The organism is Candidatus Diapherotrites archaeon, assembly GCA_016205145.1.
GTDB lineage: Archaea > Iainarchaeota > Iainarchaeia > Iainarchaeales > JACQJH01 > JACQJH01.
This window is the reverse complement of record JACQJH010000002.1, coordinates 61,586-78,311: the sequence shown is the minus strand read 5'-3', so window position 1 is coordinate 78,311 and position 16,726 is coordinate 61,586. Positions and strand designations below refer to the sequence as shown.

23 protein-coding genes and 2 tRNA genes are annotated in these 16,726 nt (G+C 51.3%); 13 read left to right on the top strand and 12 right to left on the bottom strand.

Translation table 11 applies throughout. The features are described 5' to 3' along the window. Positions 1 to 32 precede the first annotated feature (32 nt). Positions 33 to 962 (top strand): hypothetical protein, encoded by a 930-nt coding sequence (locus HY394_03535; protein MBI4053082.1) that lies wholly within the window; start codon positions 33 to 35, stop codon positions 960 to 962. A 68-nt stretch (positions 963 to 1,030) separates the two neighbouring features. Here the strand turns inward: HY394_03535 and HY394_03530 are convergent, their stop codons facing one another. Then, positions 1,031 to 2,008 (bottom strand): aldolase, encoded by a 978-nt coding sequence (locus tag HY394_03530; protein ID MBI4053081.1) that lies wholly within the window; start codon positions 2,006 to 2,008, stop codon positions 1,031 to 1,033. Beyond that, the gene (glpX, locus tag HY394_03525; GenBank protein MBI4053080.1) at positions 1,980 to 2,936 is read right to left on the bottom strand and encodes a class II fructose-bisphosphatase; all 957 of its coding nucleotides are present in this window, start codon (positions 2,934 to 2,936) and stop codon (positions 1,980 to 1,982) included. Before glpX ends, HY394_03530 begins: the two co-directional genes overlap by 29 nt. A gap of 279 nt (positions 2,937 to 3,215) precedes the next feature. On the opposite strand from glpX, the gene thiE reads away from it, so the two are divergent. From thiE to HY394_03510, 3 genes are read left to right on the top strand one after another with little or no spacing between them, the layout of a single operon-like run. After that, entirely contained in the window at positions 3,216 to 3,869 is a 654-nt protein-coding gene (gene thiE, locus HY394_03520) for a thiamine phosphate synthase (protein MBI4053079.1), read from the top strand. Continuing rightward, positions 3,866 to 4,003 carry a hypothetical protein gene (locus HY394_03515; GenBank protein ID MBI4053078.1) on the top strand — a complete coding sequence of 46 codons (138 nt, stop codon included), beginning with the start codon at positions 3,866 to 3,868 and terminating at the stop codon, positions 4,001 to 4,003. The genes thiE and HY394_03515 overlap by 4 nt, the downstream gene beginning before the upstream one ends. A 32-nt stretch (positions 4,004 to 4,035) precedes the next feature. Further along, positions 4,036 to 4,848, top strand: a complete 813-nt coding sequence (locus tag HY394_03510; GenBank protein MBI4053077.1) for a thiazole biosynthesis protein — start codon at positions 4,036 to 4,038, stop codon at positions 4,846 to 4,848. Positions 4,849 to 4,936: 88 nt separating this feature from the next. Here the strand turns inward: HY394_03510 and HY394_03505 are convergent, their stop codons facing one another. The 3 genes from HY394_03505 to HY394_03495 form a co-directional block, all read right to left on the bottom strand. Next, positions 4,937 to 5,098: a hypothetical protein gene (locus HY394_03505; protein MBI4053076.1), complete on the bottom strand. Its 162-nt coding sequence runs from the start codon at positions 5,096 to 5,098 to the stop codon at positions 4,937 to 4,939. A 160-nt stretch (positions 5,099 to 5,258) separates the two neighbouring features. Beyond that, a tRNA-Asn gene (locus HY394_03500) sits at positions 5,259 to 5,331 on the bottom strand. Further along, a complete protein-coding gene (locus HY394_03495; GenBank protein MBI4053075.1) occupies positions 5,314 to 5,586 on the bottom strand; it encodes a hypothetical protein in 273 nt (90 codons plus the stop codon). Before HY394_03495 ends, HY394_03500 begins: the two co-directional genes overlap by 18 nt. Positions 5,587 to 5,619: 33 nt before the next feature. On the opposite strand from HY394_03495, the gene HY394_03490 reads away from it, so the two are divergent. From HY394_03490 to HY394_03475, 4 genes are all read left to right on the top strand, one after another. Then, the gene (locus tag HY394_03490; GenBank protein ID MBI4053074.1) at positions 5,620 to 5,904 is read left to right on the top strand and encodes a hypothetical protein; all 285 of its coding nucleotides are present in this window, start codon (positions 5,620 to 5,622) and stop codon (positions 5,902 to 5,904) included. A 212-nt stretch (positions 5,905 to 6,116) separates the two neighbouring features. Further along, positions 6,117 to 7,118: a cell division protein FtsZ gene (gene ftsZ / locus HY394_03485; GenBank protein MBI4053073.1), complete on the top strand. Its 1,002-nt coding sequence runs from the start codon at positions 6,117 to 6,119 to the stop codon at positions 7,116 to 7,118. Positions 7,119 to 7,384: 266 nt separating this feature from the next. Then, positions 7,385 to 7,627 (top strand): hypothetical protein, encoded by a 243-nt coding sequence (locus tag HY394_03480; GenBank protein ID MBI4053072.1) that lies wholly within the window; start codon positions 7,385 to 7,387, stop codon positions 7,625 to 7,627. Next, positions 7,614 to 8,060 carry a PIN domain-containing protein gene (locus HY394_03475; protein ID MBI4053071.1) on the top strand — a complete coding sequence of 149 codons (447 nt, stop codon included), beginning with the start codon at positions 7,614 to 7,616 and terminating at the stop codon, positions 8,058 to 8,060. Before HY394_03480 ends, HY394_03475 begins: the two co-directional genes overlap by 14 nt. A 36-nt stretch (positions 8,061 to 8,096) precedes the next feature. On the opposite strand, the gene HY394_03470 is transcribed toward HY394_03475, so the two are convergent. From HY394_03470 to HY394_03460, 3 genes are all read right to left on the bottom strand, one after another. Continuing rightward, on the bottom strand, positions 8,097 to 8,297 hold the full coding sequence (locus HY394_03470) for a hypothetical protein (GenBank protein MBI4053070.1): 201 nt from the start codon (positions 8,295 to 8,297) through the stop codon (positions 8,097 to 8,099). A gap of 98 nt (positions 8,298 to 8,395) precedes the next feature. Further along, positions 8,396 to 9,802, bottom strand: a complete 1,407-nt coding sequence (locus HY394_03465; protein MBI4053069.1) for a site-2 protease family protein — start codon at positions 9,800 to 9,802, stop codon at positions 8,396 to 8,398. Between the two features lie 5 nt (positions 9,803 to 9,807). Next, on the bottom strand, positions 9,808 to 10,377 hold the full coding sequence (locus tag HY394_03460; GenBank protein MBI4053068.1) for a TIGR00270 family protein: 570 nt from the start codon (positions 10,375 to 10,377) through the stop codon (positions 9,808 to 9,810). A 71-nt stretch (positions 10,378 to 10,448) separates the two neighbouring features. Here HY394_03460 and eno point away from each other — a divergent pair, with 71 nt between their 5' ends. From eno to fen, 3 genes are all read left to right on the top strand, one after another. Continuing rightward, positions 10,449 to 11,711: a phosphopyruvate hydratase gene (eno, locus tag HY394_03455; GenBank protein MBI4053067.1), complete on the top strand. Its 1,263-nt coding sequence runs from the start codon at positions 10,449 to 10,451 to the stop codon at positions 11,709 to 11,711. 8 nt (positions 11,712 to 11,719) lie between these two features. Beyond that, positions 11,720 to 11,989: a hypothetical protein gene (locus HY394_03450; GenBank protein MBI4053066.1), complete on the top strand. Its 270-nt coding sequence runs from the start codon at positions 11,720 to 11,722 to the stop codon at positions 11,987 to 11,989. A 331-nt stretch (positions 11,990 to 12,320) separates the two neighbouring features. Further along, on the top strand, positions 12,321 to 13,346 hold the full coding sequence (fen, locus tag HY394_03445) for a flap endonuclease-1 (protein ID MBI4053065.1): 1,026 nt from the start codon (positions 12,321 to 12,323) through the stop codon (positions 13,344 to 13,346). A 47-nt stretch (positions 13,347 to 13,393) separates the two neighbouring features. Here fen and HY394_03440 read toward each other — a convergent pair whose 3' ends face one another. From HY394_03440 to rpl40e, 3 genes are read right to left on the bottom strand one after another with little or no spacing between them, the layout of a single operon-like run. Further along, positions 13,394 to 14,341, bottom strand: a complete 948-nt coding sequence (locus HY394_03440) for a helix-turn-helix domain-containing protein (protein MBI4053064.1) — start codon at positions 14,339 to 14,341, stop codon at positions 13,394 to 13,396. Positions 14,342 to 14,349: 8 nt separating this feature from the next. Then, complete coding sequence (locus HY394_03435; GenBank protein MBI4053063.1) at positions 14,350 to 15,168, bottom strand: UbiA family prenyltransferase; 819 nt, start codon at positions 15,166 to 15,168, stop codon at positions 14,350 to 14,352. Positions 15,169 to 15,173: 5 nt separating this feature from the next. Further along, positions 15,174 to 15,335 (bottom strand): 50S ribosomal protein L40e, encoded by a 162-nt coding sequence (rpl40e, locus tag HY394_03430; GenBank protein MBI4053062.1) that lies wholly within the window; start codon positions 15,333 to 15,335, stop codon positions 15,174 to 15,176. A gap of 131 nt (positions 15,336 to 15,466) precedes the next feature. On the opposite strand from rpl40e, the gene HY394_03425 reads away from it, so the two are divergent. Both HY394_03425 and HY394_03420 read left to right on the top strand, forming a co-directional pair. Further along, a tRNA-Glu gene (locus tag HY394_03425) sits at positions 15,467 to 15,541 on the top strand. An 80-nt stretch (positions 15,542 to 15,621) separates the two neighbouring features. Beyond that, positions 15,622 to 16,389 (top strand): hydroxymethylpyrimidine/phosphomethylpyrimidine kinase, encoded by a 768-nt coding sequence (locus tag HY394_03420; GenBank protein ID MBI4053061.1) that lies wholly within the window; start codon positions 15,622 to 15,624, stop codon positions 16,387 to 16,389. Between the two features lie 70 nt (positions 16,390 to 16,459). Here HY394_03420 and HY394_03415 read toward each other — a convergent pair whose 3' ends face one another. Continuing rightward, a complete protein-coding gene (locus HY394_03415) occupies positions 16,460 to 16,699 on the bottom strand; it encodes a hypothetical protein (GenBank protein ID MBI4053060.1) in 240 nt (79 codons plus the stop codon). Between the last annotated feature and the right edge of the window lie 27 nt (positions 16,700 to 16,726).

The window sequence follows — 16,726 nt, the reverse complement described above, 5'->3', positions numbered from 1 at the left end:
CGGCAAGCAATTTAAACAATTCGCAGGCAAGATTGTTCCCGAAGCTTATGAATTCGATGACGTGCGCGGTTTTCAGCGGGGAGCTTGCAAAGTTTCTCGGCAAAAGGGAAAGCGAATCCGATTTGGAGTTCTACCACCGCCCCCACAATGGCAAGGTTTTGACGTTCATCCTGCCGGCAAGCCATCCAGAAAAAATCAATTCGCTTTTGCAGGCGCTTTTCCTGTCAAAAACCGTTTTGCTTGAAGCCGGGCGCATTGACGCTGTTCTGGGCGAGCTGATCGTGGCAATCGACGCAATGCAAAAGGAAAAAGGCTTCATCATCCTTGCCCCGGGAGTGGACGAATCAATGTTCAACAAGCTTGTTTCCGGAACGACTCTTGAAAAGTTTGAGCGCATAACGCGGGAGGAAATACTCGACAGGGTGGCGCAGGTTGAACTGCCACCGGAACAAGGCGGAACGGTTGTGGATTTGGATTCGATGTTCAACGTTAAAGGCATCGGCGAAATCGGCCTGGGTTTTGTCGCGTCCGGCCGGCTGAAAAAGTTTGACAAGCTGAAAGTTTTGCCTCTGGAAGCGGAGGTTGTGGTCAAATCCATCCAAAAGCAGGACAAGGACTTTAATGAGGCCGAACAGCCGGAGCGCGTGGGTTTGGCGTTGAAGGGCATTGAAGCAAAGGATTTTTCGCGCGGATTCGTCCTGACAAACGACCCGGCTTTTTCCGGTTCAAAGCAGTTTTCCGCGGAATTCCGCAAGTCAAAATATTTCAAAAAAGACCTTTCACCGCAGCTTTCACTGCAATTGCAGTGCAGGTGCCAGATTACGGGCTGCAAAATAGTTTCCGCTGAAAACCCGCTGAAAATCGAGACAGCCAAGCCGATTGCGCTGTGCAAAGGGGAAAAGATAACGCTGATTGACGTGGATTCCAAGCCTAGAATAATCGGCTCCGGAAAAATTGTTTGAAGCGGATATGGCGAGTGAAAAAGCGGCCCTGGCTTGGTGTGGCTTTTTTTCAGTTTAAAACAAATCTCTTATTTCAAAGCCAGCTTTTTCTTTCCATCGTAGATTTCAATTGCTTCTTCCACGCTTTTGCCGGCAAGGGTTATCGCTGAAATCGCGTCGCACATCCTCACAGCCTCATCCAAAGGCTTCTGGTGGATGTTCCTTCCGGTCGCGTTTCCCTGCGCGCCGCTGATATGGATTTGGTCGTGCAGGCCCTGCAGGAACTTGCGAGCGTCAGTCGAGGAGCCGCCCGCGCAGATTGCCTTTGTCCTGCCCGCAGCTTTCACTGCTTCCCTGAAAATTTCAGCGGAATTCGCGCCCTCTTTTTTCGGATAATTGACCTTGACGAAATCCGAGCCGATGCAGGCTGCAGCGCCTGTTGCGCCTGCAATCAGGTGCGGGTCCTTTTCGTCTTTCACTGCCTTGCCGCGGGGGTAAACCCACAACACGACAAGCAGGCCGTGCTGGTGCGCCTTCCTGACTATTTCGGACGCCTCTGCAAGCATTCTGCTTTCAAATTCGCTTCCCAAATAAACAGTGTATCCGACGCCAAGAATCCTCAGGCCGCTGTTTTTCTTGAACTCAACCACGTCATCCACGCTGACAAGCTGGCCGCTGAATGGATCGGCCTGGTCGGTTTTGACGAGATGGCTTTTTGAATTCAGCTTTACAAGGTATGGCACGCCTTTGTAGTCCAAACCGTAATGCGAAATCAGGCCGAGCTGAGCTGCGAAAACCCCGATCGTGGCCTTGCCTGCGATTTTGAACATGTGCTCAGGGTCGTTGTCGTCGGCTGCAATGCCTTCGCCGGAAAAATCGTCGTTCAAATGCTCAAGTTTCTGGTCGCCCGCGAACAGCATCAGCTTTCCGGTTCCATGCGTTGCCTCGGAAAGGTTTTTCGCATACGTTTCCCTCATTGCCGGCGGGACATCCGCCGGAACCCTGAAATTGTGCCCATTCAATCCAAACCAGCCTCCATCAGTATTTTGGTTCTTTTTCAAAAACATGCCTTGATTCAATGAAACGGACCGTGCCGCTCCTGCTCCTCATGACCATTGAATGCGAAACCGCGCCAAAGCTCGTGAAATTGATGCCCTTCAGCATCGGCCCGTCCGTGACGCCGGTTGCAGCAAACATGAGATTGTCGCCTTTCGCCAGGTCATCGATTTCAAAAACCTTGTTCAAATCCTTTACGCCCATTTTTTTCGCCCTTTCGATTTCCTCTTCGTTTCTCGGTTTCAGGATGCCCTGCATGTTTCCGCCCAAACATTTCAATGCAGCGGCCGCAATCACGCCTTCCGGTGCCGCGCCGACGCCCATCAAAACGTCTATTCCGGAACCTTCAATCGAAGGCGCAATCGCCCCGGAAATGTCGCCATCCGGAATCAGTGTAATCCTTGCTCCCGCAGCCCGTATTTCCCCGACCAGCTTTTCGTGCCTCGGCCTGTCCAGGACAACAACCATCAGATCCTTGATTTCCTTGTTCAATGCATCCGCAATCTGCTTCAAATTCTCTGCAACCTGCGCGTGAATGTCAATGGCATCCGCGGCTTTCGGGCCTACCGCAATCTTGTCCATGTAAGTGTCGGGCGCATGCAGCAGACAGCCGTCAGGCCCGGCAGCCAGAACCGAAATGGCGTTCGGCCTGCCGAAGGCAACGCTGTTCGTGCACTCAAGGGGGTCGACTGCAATGTCGATCTTTGTGCCGTTTCCGCCTCCGACCTTCTCGCCGATGAAAAGCATCGGCGCCTCGTCGCGTTCGCCTTCGCCGATGACAATTGTTCCGCTGAAGGGGATGTCGTTGAAAAGCTTGCGCATGCTCGCAACTGCGGCCTGGTCGGCCGCATTCTTGTCGCCCAAGCCGACAAAGCGCGCGCAGGAAATTGCCGCGCCTTCAGTGACTCTGACAAACTCCAAGGCAAGATTCCGGTCCAAAAAAACCAACCCCGTTGACAAACAAAAATATGCATCCAAATATTTAAAATGTTGCATTTTGTTTCGCAGAAGCTATGGTATGCGCTTGTATGAAGAAGTATGATGAAATCAGCACATGATTGGGCTGGTCAAGGACGAACGAGGATGCGGGTAACCATGGGGCCGGTCAATATTTTACAGCCGGCTTAAATTCCGTCGAACACCGAATTTTGCCCGGTTTTCGCGGAATTTTTTTTGCCGTTTTTAAAATCAATTCCGCTCTTTTGTCTTTCGGTTTGCATGCGCGGCTGGAACCTTTATTTCATAACCGATTCGCGGCTTACAGTAAAAACCGTTCTGGATGACGCCGAAGCGGCCGTCAATGCCGGCGTCAGGGCCGTGCAATACCGCGAAAAAAGCCTTGATTCGCGCACGATGTCGGAAACCGCGAAAAAGCTGAAAAAAATCTGCGCCGGCAGGGCGGACTTCATTGTTGACGACAGGCTGGACATTGCCCTTGCCTCTGACGCTGACGGGTTGCACGCCGGCGAAGACGACTTAAGCGTGGAAGACATCCGAAGGCATTTTTCCGGCATTCTGGGCCGTACCGTGCATTCTGTTGAACAGGCACGGCGGGCCGATGATTTTCATGTCGACTACCTGAGCCTCGGCCACATTTTTCCGACAAGCACAAAACACCATTCAACCCCGCCTCTCGGTCTTGAAGTTCTAAGGGAAACGCGTGCGGCTGTTTCCAAGCCGCTTGGCGCAATCGGCGGAATAAAAGCGGAAAACGTTGAATCGGTCATCTGCGCGGGCGCGGATTTCGCATGCATGGTTTCGGAAATCGCCTGTGCGGAAAACGTGCGGGAAAAGGCGGCGCAAATCGAGGCGCTGATCCGAAATGCAAAGGCAAGCGTGCGCAAAGGCAAACATTTGGAGGTGCAATCTTGAGGCATCAGGGAAAAGTCAACGCGAAAACGCTTTCAATGGAAATCCTGAACGAGCTGCGCGAAAAGGGCATGGCCCAGCGCGGTTTGCTGCGGTACGTTGTCCGTGGCAAGGACATAATAGTCAAAAGAATCTGAAATAACAGCAATTTTTTGGGAGGTAATGGAAAATGGCTAAAACTGAAATAGACGAAAAGGACATTTCGCAGGCGATAATTTCGGAGTTCATGCAGGAACTCTATTCGTGCACGGATGCCGATGCCATAGTGATTGGCTCCGGGCCTGCCGGCACGATTGCGGCATGGAAGCTTGCCGAAAAAGGCCATAAAGTGGTGGTAATGGAAAAAAACATCAAGCCGGGCGGGGGCATGTATCTGGGCGGAATGCTGATGAACAAGCTTGTCGTCGAGGAAAATGCAATGCATTTGCTCAGGGAAGCGGGCGTCAGGTCGATGAAGCCCTACAAGGACAGCCTCTATGTCGGGGACGCATGCGAGGTTTCCACAAAGCTGCTTGCAAAGGCCCTTGATGCCGGCGCAAGAATGCTGAACGCGGTCGAAGTGGTTGACGTGGTTTACCGCGACGACGGCATAAAAGGAGTCGTAGCAAACTGGCACGCCGTCTCAAACTACCCGGAATGGGTTACCTGCGTCGACCCGCTGGCGTTCAGGTCAAAAATAGTCATTGACGCGTCAGGCCATGCAACAGAAATAGTTTCCGTTGCCGGCGACAAAATCGGGTTTCCAGTGCGCGGCAGAGAGGGCAGCATGTGGGCCGACAAATCCGAAAAAGTGACGGTCGAACAGACGCAGGAAATCTATCCCGGCCTGGTTGTATGCGGAATGGCCGTCAACTCGGCTTACGGCCTGCCGAGAATGGGCCCCATTTTTGGGGCAATGTTCTTGAGCGGGGAAAAAGCCGCGCAGATCGCGCACGAAAAACTGGGGCAGATTGAAAAAGAACAGGTAAAAGCAAAAAAATAACCAAAACGAACAGGGGCCCGCTCAGGCGGGCCTTTAACCGATTTTATCCGGCAATCGGCCTTGACCGCCCGGTTTTTCCGGCAAGGCCTCAATCGTCGGCATCGCCGTCGTCGGCACCGGCATCATCCGAATCCGCGTCAGTGGGGCCGGCGTCATCCGCGCCGGCATCAGAATCCTCGTCGCTGTCAAAGAATTCTTCGCCGTCCATCTCCCGCTTCCTTTTCCTCTTTTTGAACAGCCAATCGAGCATTCGACCCCTAAAAATGCTTTTCGTGAAACAACTTATAAACAGGCTGAATCCGGCTGCCGTGAAAAGCTTTTTTTAGTCTTTTTTGGTTGCATTCTTTGGCTATTTCAAAAGGGGAGGCAACTAATGAGTTTCACGAATGGTTGAAAGAACAAGATTAAAGCGCCCAGGGCAGGACTTGAACCTGCGACCGATCGGTTAACAGCCGATTGCTCTACCTACTGAGCTACCTGGGCATGGCCAGCCGATAAAACAGCAATTTTCGCTAAGTTTTTTTGGCTCAAAACATTAATATGCGTTGCTTTTAAAAAGCTGTTTTTGCCAGGCGAAAAAACCACGTTGGCCAAAAGTTTGTTGTTTGGTTTGCTTTGCCGCTGTTTTTTGTTTGAGTTTTTGCCTGCGTTTTCGGCCTTTTTTTTGTTGGCTGTTTTTGCCTGCGTTAAGGCATTTTTTCCTGCTTTTTTGCATGATTTAAAACAGAAAAGGCCCATTCTACATAAATTATTTTTTGTTTTGGCCTGCCTATGGATTCGGAAATGCCCCCTTCAGCACAGCTACATAAAAATTGGCGTTTTCGGCTCATTTTCCGTCGCCTTAAAACACTGTCAGCTGGCTTATTTTTGGCTGAAAAGCTTTTTGTTGGCATATTTTTGATTGTGCCGCTTTTTTTGCGCTTTTATAGCCCTGAATTCATGTTTTGCCGGGTTTTGCGAACATTTTGTTTGCCTTTTTTGTGGCTGTTTGGCAAACAGGGCTTATTTTGGGCTTTTTCCTGCTTTTCAGCGTTAATATTTTTGCGCTGGCAATAAGAAACCTATATTAAGGAGTTTAGGTATTGTAATAGCAATTGGATTTTTTCATCGAATTCCATTGAACTTGTTGGTGGAAGGATCCGATTGGAAAGAGTTTTTTTTCGGAGAGGGGTGGTTTTGTGAAATCTGTTATAGATAGTGCCGTCCAGAAGTCTTCGCAGTCCAAAGTCGAGGATGACAAGCTGGAAGAGTTTGGCACGCCTAAAATAATGGTTATTGGCTGCGGCGGCGCAGGCTGCAACACAGTCAACAGGCTCGCAACAATGGGCATCAGCGGCGCACAGCTTGTCGCAATCAACACTGACAAGCAGCACCTCGCATTGGTGAGCGACGAGCTGACAAAGATTCTTATCGGAAAGTCCGTGACGCGCGGTCTTGGCGCGGGCGGCTACCCTGAAATCGGCTCGAAGGCAGCGGAAGTTTCAAGGGGCGCACTGGAAGAGGTTTTGTCCGGCGTCGACTTGTTGTTTGTCTGCGCGGGCATGGGCGGCGGCACGGGCACAGGCTCAGCGCCGATTGTTTCCGAAATCGCAAAGGAGCAGGGCGCAATTGTCATTGCAATGGTCACCTATCCTTTCGCTTTGGAAAAGGCAAGGCTCATCAAGGCCGAGGAAGGCATTGACGCTTTGCGCGGCGTAACCGACACGGTTGTCGTAATCGACAACAACAGGCTTGTCGAACTGGTGCCGAACCTGCCGATTCAGGACGCATTCAAGGTTGCGGACGAAGTCATAGCAAGGACAGTCAGGGGCATAACCGAAACAATAACCCAGCCGTCTTTGATCAACCTGGACTACGCGGACGTCAGGTCTGTAATGAGCAACAAGGGCCTTTCAGTCATAGCAGTCGGCGAATCCAAGTCGGTCAACAAGGTCGGCGAGGTTGTCGAGGACACCCTCAAGAACGCCTTGCTTGACGTTGACATCACCGGGGCAACGGGCGCGCTCATCCACATCACCGGCGGACCCGAACTGACTCTTGGAGATGCGAACGCCGTCGGCGAACTGCTCACGGAAAGGATCGATCCCAATGCAACGGTCATCTGGGGTGCGAGGGTTGACCCGACCTTTGAAAACAAGATGGAAGTCATCACGGTTTTCACTGGCGTGCACTCCCCTTACATAAAGAGCGGGAGTCCGGAGTCCTCCTCTGCTTCGTCAAGAAGCAGGGGCAGCGGCAGGAACGACATAGGCCTGGATTTCATCAGGTAAGCGGCCGGCCAAAACTTTTTTTAGGGAGGGGCGTTTGCCTTCTCCCTTCCATTTCTTTTTTTCTATTTTGTCAGGCGTGCCTGCAACCAGTTTATCTGCAATTGATTGAATTGGCGGGGCTGAAGCCTTAAAACCGCGGTAGTCGCCTTTTTTCTGATGCGCCGGTCGTGCCATTCCGAATAAAAAGCAATGCCGGAAAACGGCAAAAGACGAAAAACAGATGTATTTAAATAATTGTTATCTACGTATATCTGTTGGTGGTAATTTTGGCCAATATCACAGTTTCATTGGACGAATCCGCGGAAAAGAAACTGCGCGAGCTTGCCGATGAAAAATACGATGGAAGGAAGGGTTCCATGGCAAAGGTCATTGCGGAGGCAGTGGAAATGCTTTCGGCAGAAAACGACGCCAAAAGCGCCGCGCAAAGGCAGGCGCAGTGGATGAAAAAGGGCTTCAAGCTTGGCAAAATCAATTTCTCGCACAGGGCTGAACTGTATGGCAGGAAATGACTTGGGCGGCAAAAAAGGCCTCATTGATTCAAACATTCTGATTTACGCTTATGACGCAAGTGAAACCGAGAAGCATCCGCTGGCCGCGGAATTCGTTTCAGAAATGGTTTTGAATGGCAGCGCGGTTTTTTCGGCCCAGGTTTTTTCGGAATTCTCTTCGGCTGCCACGGAAAAGCTTGAAAACGCGTTAGGCACTGAAACAGCCAAGCAAATCCTGCTGGACCTGTCAAAAGCATCAAGGGTTGTTTCGCACAACGAAAAAACGGTTATCGAAGCCCTAAACGTAAAGCAGGCGTGCAAAGTCCATTTCTGGGACGCGCTTGTCGCGGCAACAATGCGCGAGCACGGAATAACCGTGATTTTCACGGAAAACGAGAAAGATTTCAGAAAAATAAGCTGGATCGAAGCAATCAACCCGCTAAAAAGGCGCTAATGCCTGTTTGTTTGAAGTATTGATTAAATGCTTTGTTCAATTTGAATCGTTGTAGATTGTCGCCATGCCGATGCCGAATAGCACGAATGCGAACAGGGTATCAAGGTCGCGTGAAAAGAATACTGCGGAGAATCTGAACATGCCGATTGCGTTCAGCACGAAAATGATGCCGAAAATGACCAGAATAAGGCCCATTGTCGTTTGCCGGTCAGTGGCAAGGCTGAGAAACTCATCCATGCACTATAGCATATGCCAAAAAAAGAATAAAAGCGTTGCCCTTGTACGGTTAAAGGGTTAAATGATTCCTTTTCTGCCATTTGAGCGTTTTTTTGCCTTTAAAACGGCAGTATGAACGGCAAAGCGTTTATCGCGAGCAGGCTGAAAACCAGCCATGCAAGTATCCTGCCAATCAGCTTTTTCGTGTCCTCTTCCGGCATTTTTGCGAATGAAAAATATGGCAGGAGCAAAAGCTTTGCTATTTTTCCGCCGTCAAAGGGCTCAACCGGCAGGAAGTTGACTATGCCGACAAGAACGCTCAAAATGGCCAGCCACACGAAAAAGCTTGCCAGGAACGAAACAATTTCGGAGTACGCCTTGTACCATTGCGGCACAACGGCGTTTTCCTTCTGTTTTTCCTCGACGGCAAAGCCCATTGCGCCGAGTTCGTTCGGGACAACGGTTTTTTCGGAAACATTGCCCTGCGCGTCCAAGACAGTGAAAGTGTTTGCTGCTTTTTCCTGCAGTTTTGGCACGAGTTCCGCAAGGGTTTTGACTTTGACGCCGTTGACGGCAACTATCTGCATTCCCCCGTCAAGTATTCCGCTGGCCGGGCTGGAATATTTTTTTCCGCAGAAGCTGATTTCCTTTTCGACTTCCCCCACAAAAACGCCTGCGGAAATGCTGTTCCTGATTTTCTGCGCCTGCGGGAAAATGAACGGCATGAACACGAATGCAACAACCAGGTTGGCTGCGATTATTATTGCCAGTACGGACAGCAGGTTTGCTGTCGGGCCTGCGCTGAAAATCCTTATGGCATTCTGGTGCTTTATTTTTTTGAGCTTTTCCTCGTCTGGTTCGACGAACGCCCCGATGGGAAGCAGGCCGAGCAAAAGCAGGCCCGCGCTCTTTATTTTGACCTTGAACCTTTTTGCCAGAACGCCGTGCATTCCCTCATGCACCGCGAGAATGATGAAAAACGATATCCACGCGTGCAGGGGCACGGAAATCGGCACTTTTGGAATGTCAACGCCCGGAATGATCGGCGCGATGCCGGGGCAGACCGCCTGGCCTGCCAGCGAATTCGAGATTATGAAAACCGCGTATGCCGCAAGCGAGGCAATAGTGAAACCCGCAAAGCCGGACAGCGCGAAGAAAACCGACAGCAGGCGCTGTTCACCGGCAATGAATGGGTTTGAGAGAACTGCCGCAAAAACAGTTTCAAAAAAAATGAACAGGATTGCGGATGAAACAACGAAGATGCCGGCGCGCTGCCACGGTTTTCTTTTCCTGCCATGCAGGTAATCCACGGCAAGCGCCCCGAAGCCCAGAACAAAACCGAGGTCGCAGAGCCTGTCGAGCCATTTTCCGAGAAACAGCGGCTTGTCAAGCAGATGCAAAAGTTTGGTCGTCCGGACAAGAGAGGCGACGTAAAAAGTCTGCGCGCCGGCAAACCTTTTCAGCAGCCAGGTCGTGATGAGCGCGAAGGCGAGGAATGCGGAGAACAGCAAAAAAAGGTCGGCCATAGATTTCACTTTTCACTTTGCTGTTTTTCCTCTGACTTCCTTTTTATCATGTCGCCAAGAGTGAAAGCGTGCGTTGACCCGCCCAGCAAGGCATTTTTTGCCGGCTGTGCTGTAGCGGTTTTTCCTTCCGGCGCGCTTTTGCCGGCACTTTTTTCCTTAAGAGAAATGCCGAGGCACGATTCAAGCTTTTTTATGAGCAAATCATTGGGTTTCAGTGACTGCGATTCGATGCGCCTGATTTCGGATGCCGGAACGTAGGCTTTCAGGCCAAGCTCTTCGATTGTCATGCCCTGCTTTTCCCTTGCGTGCCGGATTTTCCGGCCGAAATCCGGTGCCAAATCGAGGCCAAAATCGAATTGCGTGTCAAGGGTTTTTGGCGCGGGCGCAAATGCCTGTCCGGCCGTGCCATGCCTGCCGGCATTCGGGTTTTGCCTCGGCTTTTCCCGCACAATCGGCCTTATGTCCTCTTTTGCCTTGCCGAAGCCGGCGCAGTCTTCGCACGCGAACATTAGCGTTCCGTCAAGTTCGACTTTTTTTCCGGTTGAAAAGCTTTTGCCGCAGATTTCGCATTGCATGCAGAAGAACTTTGGCAAAGAAAAACTTAATAACCAAATGCCGGTTATCTTTTCTTGCGGGTGAGGAAAACATGGTGTCAAAGATTTTGTCGGTTCATGCAAGGCAGGTTCTGGATTCAAGGGGCAATCCAACTGTAGAAGCGGAAGTCAAAACAGAAAAAGGCGTTTTTTCTGCAATCGTGCCGAGCGGCGCGTCGACAGGCTCGTTCGAGGCGCTTGAATTGAGGGATGGGGGAAAAAGTTTCGGCGGCAAGTCCGTACTGAAAGCCGTTGAAAACGTCAACAAAAAAATCTGCCCGAAAACTCTGGGCATGAACCCGGAAAACCAGCGGGAAATCGACAATTTTCTGCTCGGCATCGACGGCACGGAAAACAAGTCAAGCCTCGGCGCGAATGCAATCCTTTCGGTTTCGCTTGCCTGCGCAAGGGCCGGCGCAGCGTCAAAGGGAATTGCGCTTTTCGAGCATTTGGGAAGCATTGCGGGCAACAAAAAATTCTGCCTGCCCGTGCCGCAGCTTAATGTCCTCAACGGCGGAAAGCACGCCGGCCTGGAACAGGACATACAGGAACAGATGTTTTTCCCATCCGGCGCGAAAAGCTTTTCAGAGGCGCTGCAGATGTCGGTTGAAAGCTACCATTGCCTTGGAAAAATTTTGAAAAAAAAGTTCGGCGCCCAGGCCACGCTTCTAGGCGACGAAGGGGGCTTTGTTCCGCCTGTTAAGTCTGTTCAGGAAAGGCTGGACTTCATGCTTGAAGCGGTCAGCCAGGCCGGCTATGGCGGCAAAATTGAAATTGCGCTTGATTCCGCGGCATCGGAATTCTTCGACGGTTCCGCGTACCATCTCTACGGCAAAAAATATTCCGCGGGCGAGCTTGCGGACTTTTATGCAGGGCTTTGCAAAACTTATCCTGTTGTTTCCATCGAGGATGGCCTGGCCGAGCAGGATTGGCCGGGATGGAAGGAATTGAATTCAAAGCTTGGCAAAAAAATTCAAATCGTCGGTGACGATTTGCTTGTGACGAATACAACGCGCATTGAGCGCGCCATTGAAGAAAAATCGTGCAACGCACTGCTTTTGAAGGTCAACCAGATTGGAACGCTCAGCGAAAGCATTGACGCATCAAAGCTTGCTTCCGGCAGCGGCTGGAACGTCGTTGTTTCCCACAGGTCCGGCGAAACCGAGGATTCATTCATTTCAGATCTGGTTGTAGGTTTGGGCTGCGGGCAAAGCAAGTTCGGCGGCCCGGCCAGAAGCGACCGCAACGCGAAATACAACCAGCTGCTGCGCATAGAGGACTGCCTCGGCAAAAACGCGGTTTTCGGTAAAAAGTAGGTGCTTTTTTGGCGTCCGTCAAAGAACTTGAAAACGAAATCCTGCAAATAAAGAAGAGGAACGCGCGCGTCGAGGCCGACAAGGCATGGGAAACAAGCAGGTCGCGGAAGGCGGTTATTTTTGCGCTGACTTATTTTGTGGTCGTCGCATTGTTTTTTGCGATGGGCACGCCAAACCCTCTGCTTAACGCGCTCATCCCGTCGGTTGCGTTCGTGCTTTCAACGCTTTCAATCCCGTTTTTCAGGGCCTGGTGGCTCAAGCGCGTGCACAGGCAGTGACTTTAACTGCGCAAGGCAGCCCATTTTTTTATCGGTTTGGCTGGCCGGTGAAGATTGCGGGTGTAGAATGAAAAATGGGGTGGATGTGGAAGGAAAAGGGAAAATCCCTTCCTTCGCATCCAACTTTGAACTTAGCGCCGGCTTTTGCCGGCAACATCCGGATAGGCTCACCAAACTAAGCTCGAACGGGCGGAAAACCGCCACATAACAAATGGTGCTTCCGACGTATTTAAGGCTTTCCGGCAAATTTACGAAATTCGTACAAATTGGGCGGGCCGCTTCCGAAAAATAACCAATTGATTTTTTATTTCTGCCATGTTTAACATTTTGCATGGGCACCCAAATCGGCGAGCTTTTGGAAAAGGAGAAGATTTCTCTTGAGCACTTGCAGGGCAGGATTGTCGGGGTTGACGCTTTCAACACGCTTTACCAGTTCGTTTCAACCATCCGCGGGCAGGACGGCACGCCTTTGATGGATTCGAGGGGCAGGATTACAAGCCATCTCACTGGAATGCTTTACCGCACGACAAACCTGATGGAAAAGGGCATCAGGCCGGTTTTTGTTTTCGACGGCAAGCCATCCGAGCTGAAAGCCGAAACCCGCGAAAAGCGTTCGGCAATCAGGACGCAGGCGAAGGAAAAATTCGAGCTGGCAAAGCGCGAGGGCAGGGAAGAGGATGCCAGAAAGTTTGCCTCGCAGGCCGCGACAATCACCGGCGACATGGTGAAAGAAGCAAAAGAGCTTGCGTCCCTGATGGGCATTCCGATTGTCCAGGCGCCGAGCGAGGGCGAGGCGCAGGCAGCATTCATGTGCGCGAAAGGCGATGTTTTCGGCTGCGTTTCACAGGACTACGATTCATTGCTTTTCGGCGCGCCATTGCTGTTCAGGAACATCGCTGTTTCCGGCAAGAGAAAGGTTCCCGGCAGGAACATCTACATTGATGTTGAGCCGGAGCGCATCGAACTTGAAAAGACTTTGCGCATTCTCAACATCGACCGCCGCAAACTGGTCTGGATAGGCATCCTGGTCGGCACGGACTTCAATGAAAAGTTTCCAAAGGTCGGCCCTAAAACAGCGCTCAAGCTTGTGCAGGCGCACGATTCGTTCGAAAAAATTATTGAGGAAACCGGGCACGCACCGGATTTCGACTACCGCAAAATTGAAGAGATTTTTCTGGAGCAGAAGCCTGAAACAAGCTATTCGCTTGAATTCCGAGAGCCCCAGTGCGAAAAAATAATCGACTTCCTGTGCGCACAGCGCGGCTTTTCCGAGGAACGCGTTTCGAATGCCCTGAAAAAAATCGAGGCAAAGGCGCAGGAAAAGGGCAACCAGAGCAGCCTCGACAAGTGGTTCTGATCCTGCTCGGGTTTTTCATTTCTCTCTGATTTTTCATTTCTATTTCGTTAATCTTTTTTCTTTTCCTTGATAAGTCTTATGATGTCCTTGAACTTTGAAACCGAGGCGATTTCCTCTTTCTCCATGAGCGGGGTGTCAAGGCCGCGCATTCCCGCGTCTTTCTGGCTGTCAACGAAAATCACGGAATGAGCCTCCAGTGCTGAGCCGGTTTTTTCAAGCGCCGGGGCCTTGCGGAGGATTTCACGCTTTGAAGCGGCCTCGCTTATGACAAGCCTTTCCTTTCCGCCGAGCGCGGCCTCGTGGAATGTCGCGTGCCTGAAAACCGAAACACTGGCGCCGAGTTTTTCGAGCCTTTCCGCCAGGTCGCTTTTGTTTCCTTGCGGTGCGGGCGCCGGCTTTTCCGATTTTTCCGATTTGGCTTTTTCCCTGCGCCCGAAAAAGTCTATTTCCTTCACGAATCCCTGGCCGAAAAAGTCCTCGAGCCTTTTTGCCATTTCCAGGGAAGCCTTGTTGCCCTGCTCGTAGCGGTACAATGTTTCAATCGTCGTGCCAAGGCTGTCGGCAAGGGATGCGTACGACAACTGCGATTCAAGCCTTTTTCTCCTGAGCAGTTCAGGGTCAAGCTCCACTATTTCCTTGCCCTTGAAATAGCTTATCTCCGGAATCCTGCCGGAAAAAAAATTTTCCAGTGTGGCGAAGCTGACGGCGTAAATGCCGTACCGCGAATAAACCGTGTTGTCGTTGAGCCTGAAAGCCTTTGTCTTTTCCCCGACAATCATGGCTGAACAGCCGAAGACTTCCGCGAGGCGTTCGAGTTCCGCGGCCTGGCCGGGCCTGATGGCATCGATGTTCTCAAGCGCCTTCAGGATTATCGTGCCGGTCCCGGGCTTTTTTGCTATGATGTCGAAGCACGAGTTTGACGCGAAAAAGGTTGAAACGAAAAACCCGTTCCGTTTAAGCAGGCCCGAAATCTTTTCCAGCAGGGCCTGGCGCATCGGCACACCTACATTGCGCCGGCAAAGAATGCCGCCAGGGCCAAAACCATGCCGAGCTTGCAGTATTTCTGCGCCTTTTCAAACGAATCGTTTTTGAGAAGCAGGAACGCGTAAAGGAAAGCCAGATTTGCAAGCGAAACTATTGCAGGATAAAAAATGTTGCCGAAAATTCCCGCAAAGAAAACAAAATAGCTCAACGCAATTGCGGCGAAAAACAGGGACAGGACAACAAGCTTGGCTTTCTTTCCGATGAGCCTCGGCAAGGTAATTTTCCCCGTTTCGCCTTTTTCCCTGTCCTCAAAGTCCTTGGTTATCTCCCTGCCGACATTGGAGAACAATGCAAGCGCGGCAAGGAATGAAACCGCGTAAAAGTCCATGGCTATGGTTGCGCCGAAAACCAGAGTCAGGGAAGTCCCAAGCGCTACGACCCAGTTGCCAACGTATTTGAATTTCTCCATGAATGCGGAGTAAAAGAACAGGAGCACTGAAATCGTCGCGGCGATCACGAACGCAATGTAATTGATTTGCGCGGCAAGGTAGTTGCCTGCAATGAACAAAAGCATGGCAAAGATCAGTGCGTCATAATGCTTGACGTTGCCGCTCGGAATCGGCCTGTCTGGATGCAGAACCGCGTCGATTTTGTGGTCAAAATAGTCGTTCACCGTCTGGCCCGCGGCGCAGACCAGGAACGCGGCCGCCATTGCAAGCAGAACCGGCATTCCGAAGGAAAAAGAACCGGATGAAACGGCAAAGCCCGCCAGAACCGCAACGGATGCCATTAGGCAGTTGACTGGCCTTGCAAGCCTCACAAAACCGGCGATGTCCATTTCATTCAAGCCTTCTTGGTTTTATGCTTCAACCTGAGCCTGATGCTGCCGCATTTCCTGCAGCGGTCAGGCTTCTTGCCCTCGCTGCCGCGATTGCGCGCATTGCATTTCATGCAGATCCAGACGTTCTCAAAAAGCCTTGCCACAGCAACCTCAAACTTTGCCATTAAACCTCACCAGCCAATGATAGCCTTAAAAACAATTCAATATTGAACTAGTCTTAACAGAATCCAATTAAAATCCTGCTTGCTATTAAGTTTTTTTAAAGCAAAACAATTAAAAAAGCGCACAGGCAGAAGCTCCGATGGTGTAGTCCGGCCAAGCACACTGGCCTTTCAAGCCGGTAACCCGGGTTCGAATCCCGGTCGGAGCAATTACGCAGTTTCGGCTGCGTGGAGCGAAACCAAGGCCTTTCACTTTTTGTGAAAGGCCGGGTAAGCCGGCTGGTTTTTTATGCCCATTCCCAAAATGCTTGTCATCGCGGGCTCTTCTTCCGATGCCGGCGCGGGGGTGCAGATGGACCTGAAGGCGAGCCATGCCCTGGGTGTTTACGCAGCAACGGTTTTGACGTGCATTACCGCGCAGAACACGCAAGGCGTTTCCATGGTGGAAAGCGTTTCGGACGAATTGTTCGAGGCACAGCTCAAAGCGGTTCTGGATGACATTGAATTTGACGTTGTCAAGGTCGGCGTTGTCACTAACAAAAATCATTTTGGCATAATGGAAAGAATGCTGAAAGGCAGGCGTTTTGTCGTCGACCCCGTCATGGTTGCGGCAACAGCGCACGAGTTTGCCACGGAACCGGGCGCCCTGAAAAGCTTTTTGAAAAACGCGGAAATCTGCACTCCGAACAGGTTCGAGGCGGAAAAACTGTCCGGCATGAAAATTTCTGGTTTGCAGGACGCGAAAGGCACTGCCTGCAAAATCCTTGCCCTTGGGCCAAAGCACGTTTTGGTGAAAGACGCGGCCAGGGAAAAAGGCAGGGTTTGCGACCTGCTTGCATGGAAGGAAAAAGGCGTTGTGCGTTTCAGGGTTTTTGAAAAAAAGGATGCCGGCAGGAAATGCCATGGCGCTGGCTGCCTGCTTGCAGGCGCAATTGCCGCAAACCTCGCCAAGGGCATGCCTGTGGTTCGTGCAGTTGAAGTGGCGGAAAAGCTTGTTGATGCCGCAATAGTGCGGGCCGGGAAGATTGGAAAAGGCGTGTTTGTGGTAATGCCGTGAACAATTGTGGCCCGGATTAGTTTTTAGACTGACGGCTCTTGAATGCCGCGTTTGCGGAGAATGCGTTTTTTCACGCCGTCATTGCCATCCACAACAACTGGGTTTCAAGGCGCCTTGCAAAGGCCGTGGCGATTATGCCAATGCCTACAAGGGCCCCCTTGTACTGGTCGTAGTTTTCTTCGGTTTTTTTCTGCCCGTTGGATGCGGCGGCAACCACGTAGATTACAGGCAGCACTATGGAAACCCACAGCGGCGCGCCCGCAAAGAACGTGATGACGGCGATGATTATGGCCCCGATGCTCTGCCTCATTCCGACCGCCTGCACTGATACGTTAAT

What these genes read in the sequence shown, in the direction of transcription:
- HY394_03475 (MBI4053071.1), top strand. Translation starts at nt 7,614, where the DNA reads ATGGCAGGAAATGACTTGGGCGGCAAAAAAGGCCTCATTGATTCAAAC.
- HY394_03505 (MBI4053076.1), bottom strand. Translation starts at nt 5,098, where the DNA reads ATGCTCGATTGGCTGTTCAAAAAGAGGAAAAGGAAGCGGGAGATGGAC.
- HY394_03440 (MBI4053064.1), bottom strand. Translation starts at nt 14,341, where the DNA reads ATGCGCCAGGCCCTGCTGGAAAAGATTTCGGGCCTGCTTAAACGGAAC.
- HY394_03415 (MBI4053060.1), bottom strand. Translation starts at nt 16,699, where the DNA reads ATGAGGCAGAGCATCGGGGCCATAATCATCGCCGTCATCACGTTCTTT.
- HY394_03435 (MBI4053063.1), bottom strand. Translation starts at nt 15,168, where the DNA reads ATGGACATCGCCGGTTTTGTGAGGCTTGCAAGGCCAGTCAACTGCCTA.
- HY394_03470 (MBI4053070.1), bottom strand. Translation starts at nt 8,297, where the DNA reads ATGGATGAGTTTCTCAGCCTTGCCACTGACCGGCAAACGACAATGGGC.
- ftsZ (MBI4053073.1), top strand. Translation starts at nt 6,117, where the DNA reads ATGGTTATTGGCTGCGGCGGCGCAGGCTGCAACACAGTCAACAGGCTC.
- fen (MBI4053065.1), top strand. Translation starts at nt 12,321, where the DNA reads ATGGGCACCCAAATCGGCGAGCTTTTGGAAAAGGAGAAGATTTCTCTT.
- HY394_03420 (MBI4053061.1), top strand. Translation starts at nt 15,622, where the DNA reads ATGCCCATTCCCAAAATGCTTGTCATCGCGGGCTCTTCTTCCGATGCC.
- eno (MBI4053067.1), top strand. Translation starts at nt 10,449, where the DNA reads ATGGTGTCAAAGATTTTGTCGGTTCATGCAAGGCAGGTTCTGGATTCA.
- thiE (MBI4053079.1), top strand. Translation starts at nt 3,216, where the DNA reads ATGCGCGGCTGGAACCTTTATTTCATAACCGATTCGCGGCTTACAGTA.
- HY394_03490 (MBI4053074.1), top strand. Translation starts at nt 5,620, where the DNA reads ATGGATTCGGAAATGCCCCCTTCAGCACAGCTACATAAAAATTGGCGT.
- HY394_03460 (MBI4053068.1), bottom strand. Translation starts at nt 10,377, where the DNA reads ATGCAATGCGAAATCTGCGGCAAAAGCTTTTCAACCGGAAAAAAAGTC.
- HY394_03530 (MBI4053081.1), bottom strand. Translation starts at nt 2,008, where the DNA reads ATGTTTTTGAAAAAGAACCAAAATACTGATGGAGGCTGGTTTGGATTG.
- HY394_03510 (MBI4053077.1), top strand. Translation starts at nt 4,036, where the DNA reads ATGGCTAAAACTGAAATAGACGAAAAGGACATTTCGCAGGCGATAATT.
- HY394_03465 (MBI4053069.1), bottom strand. Translation starts at nt 9,802, where the DNA reads ATGGCCGACCTTTTTTTGCTGTTCTCCGCATTCCTCGCCTTCGCGCTC.
- rpl40e (MBI4053062.1), bottom strand. Translation starts at nt 15,335, where the DNA reads ATGGCAAAGTTTGAGGTTGCTGTGGCAAGGCTTTTTGAGAACGTCTGG.
- HY394_03495 (MBI4053075.1), bottom strand. Translation starts at nt 5,586, where the DNA reads ATGGGCCTTTTCTGTTTTAAATCATGCAAAAAAGCAGGAAAAAATGCC.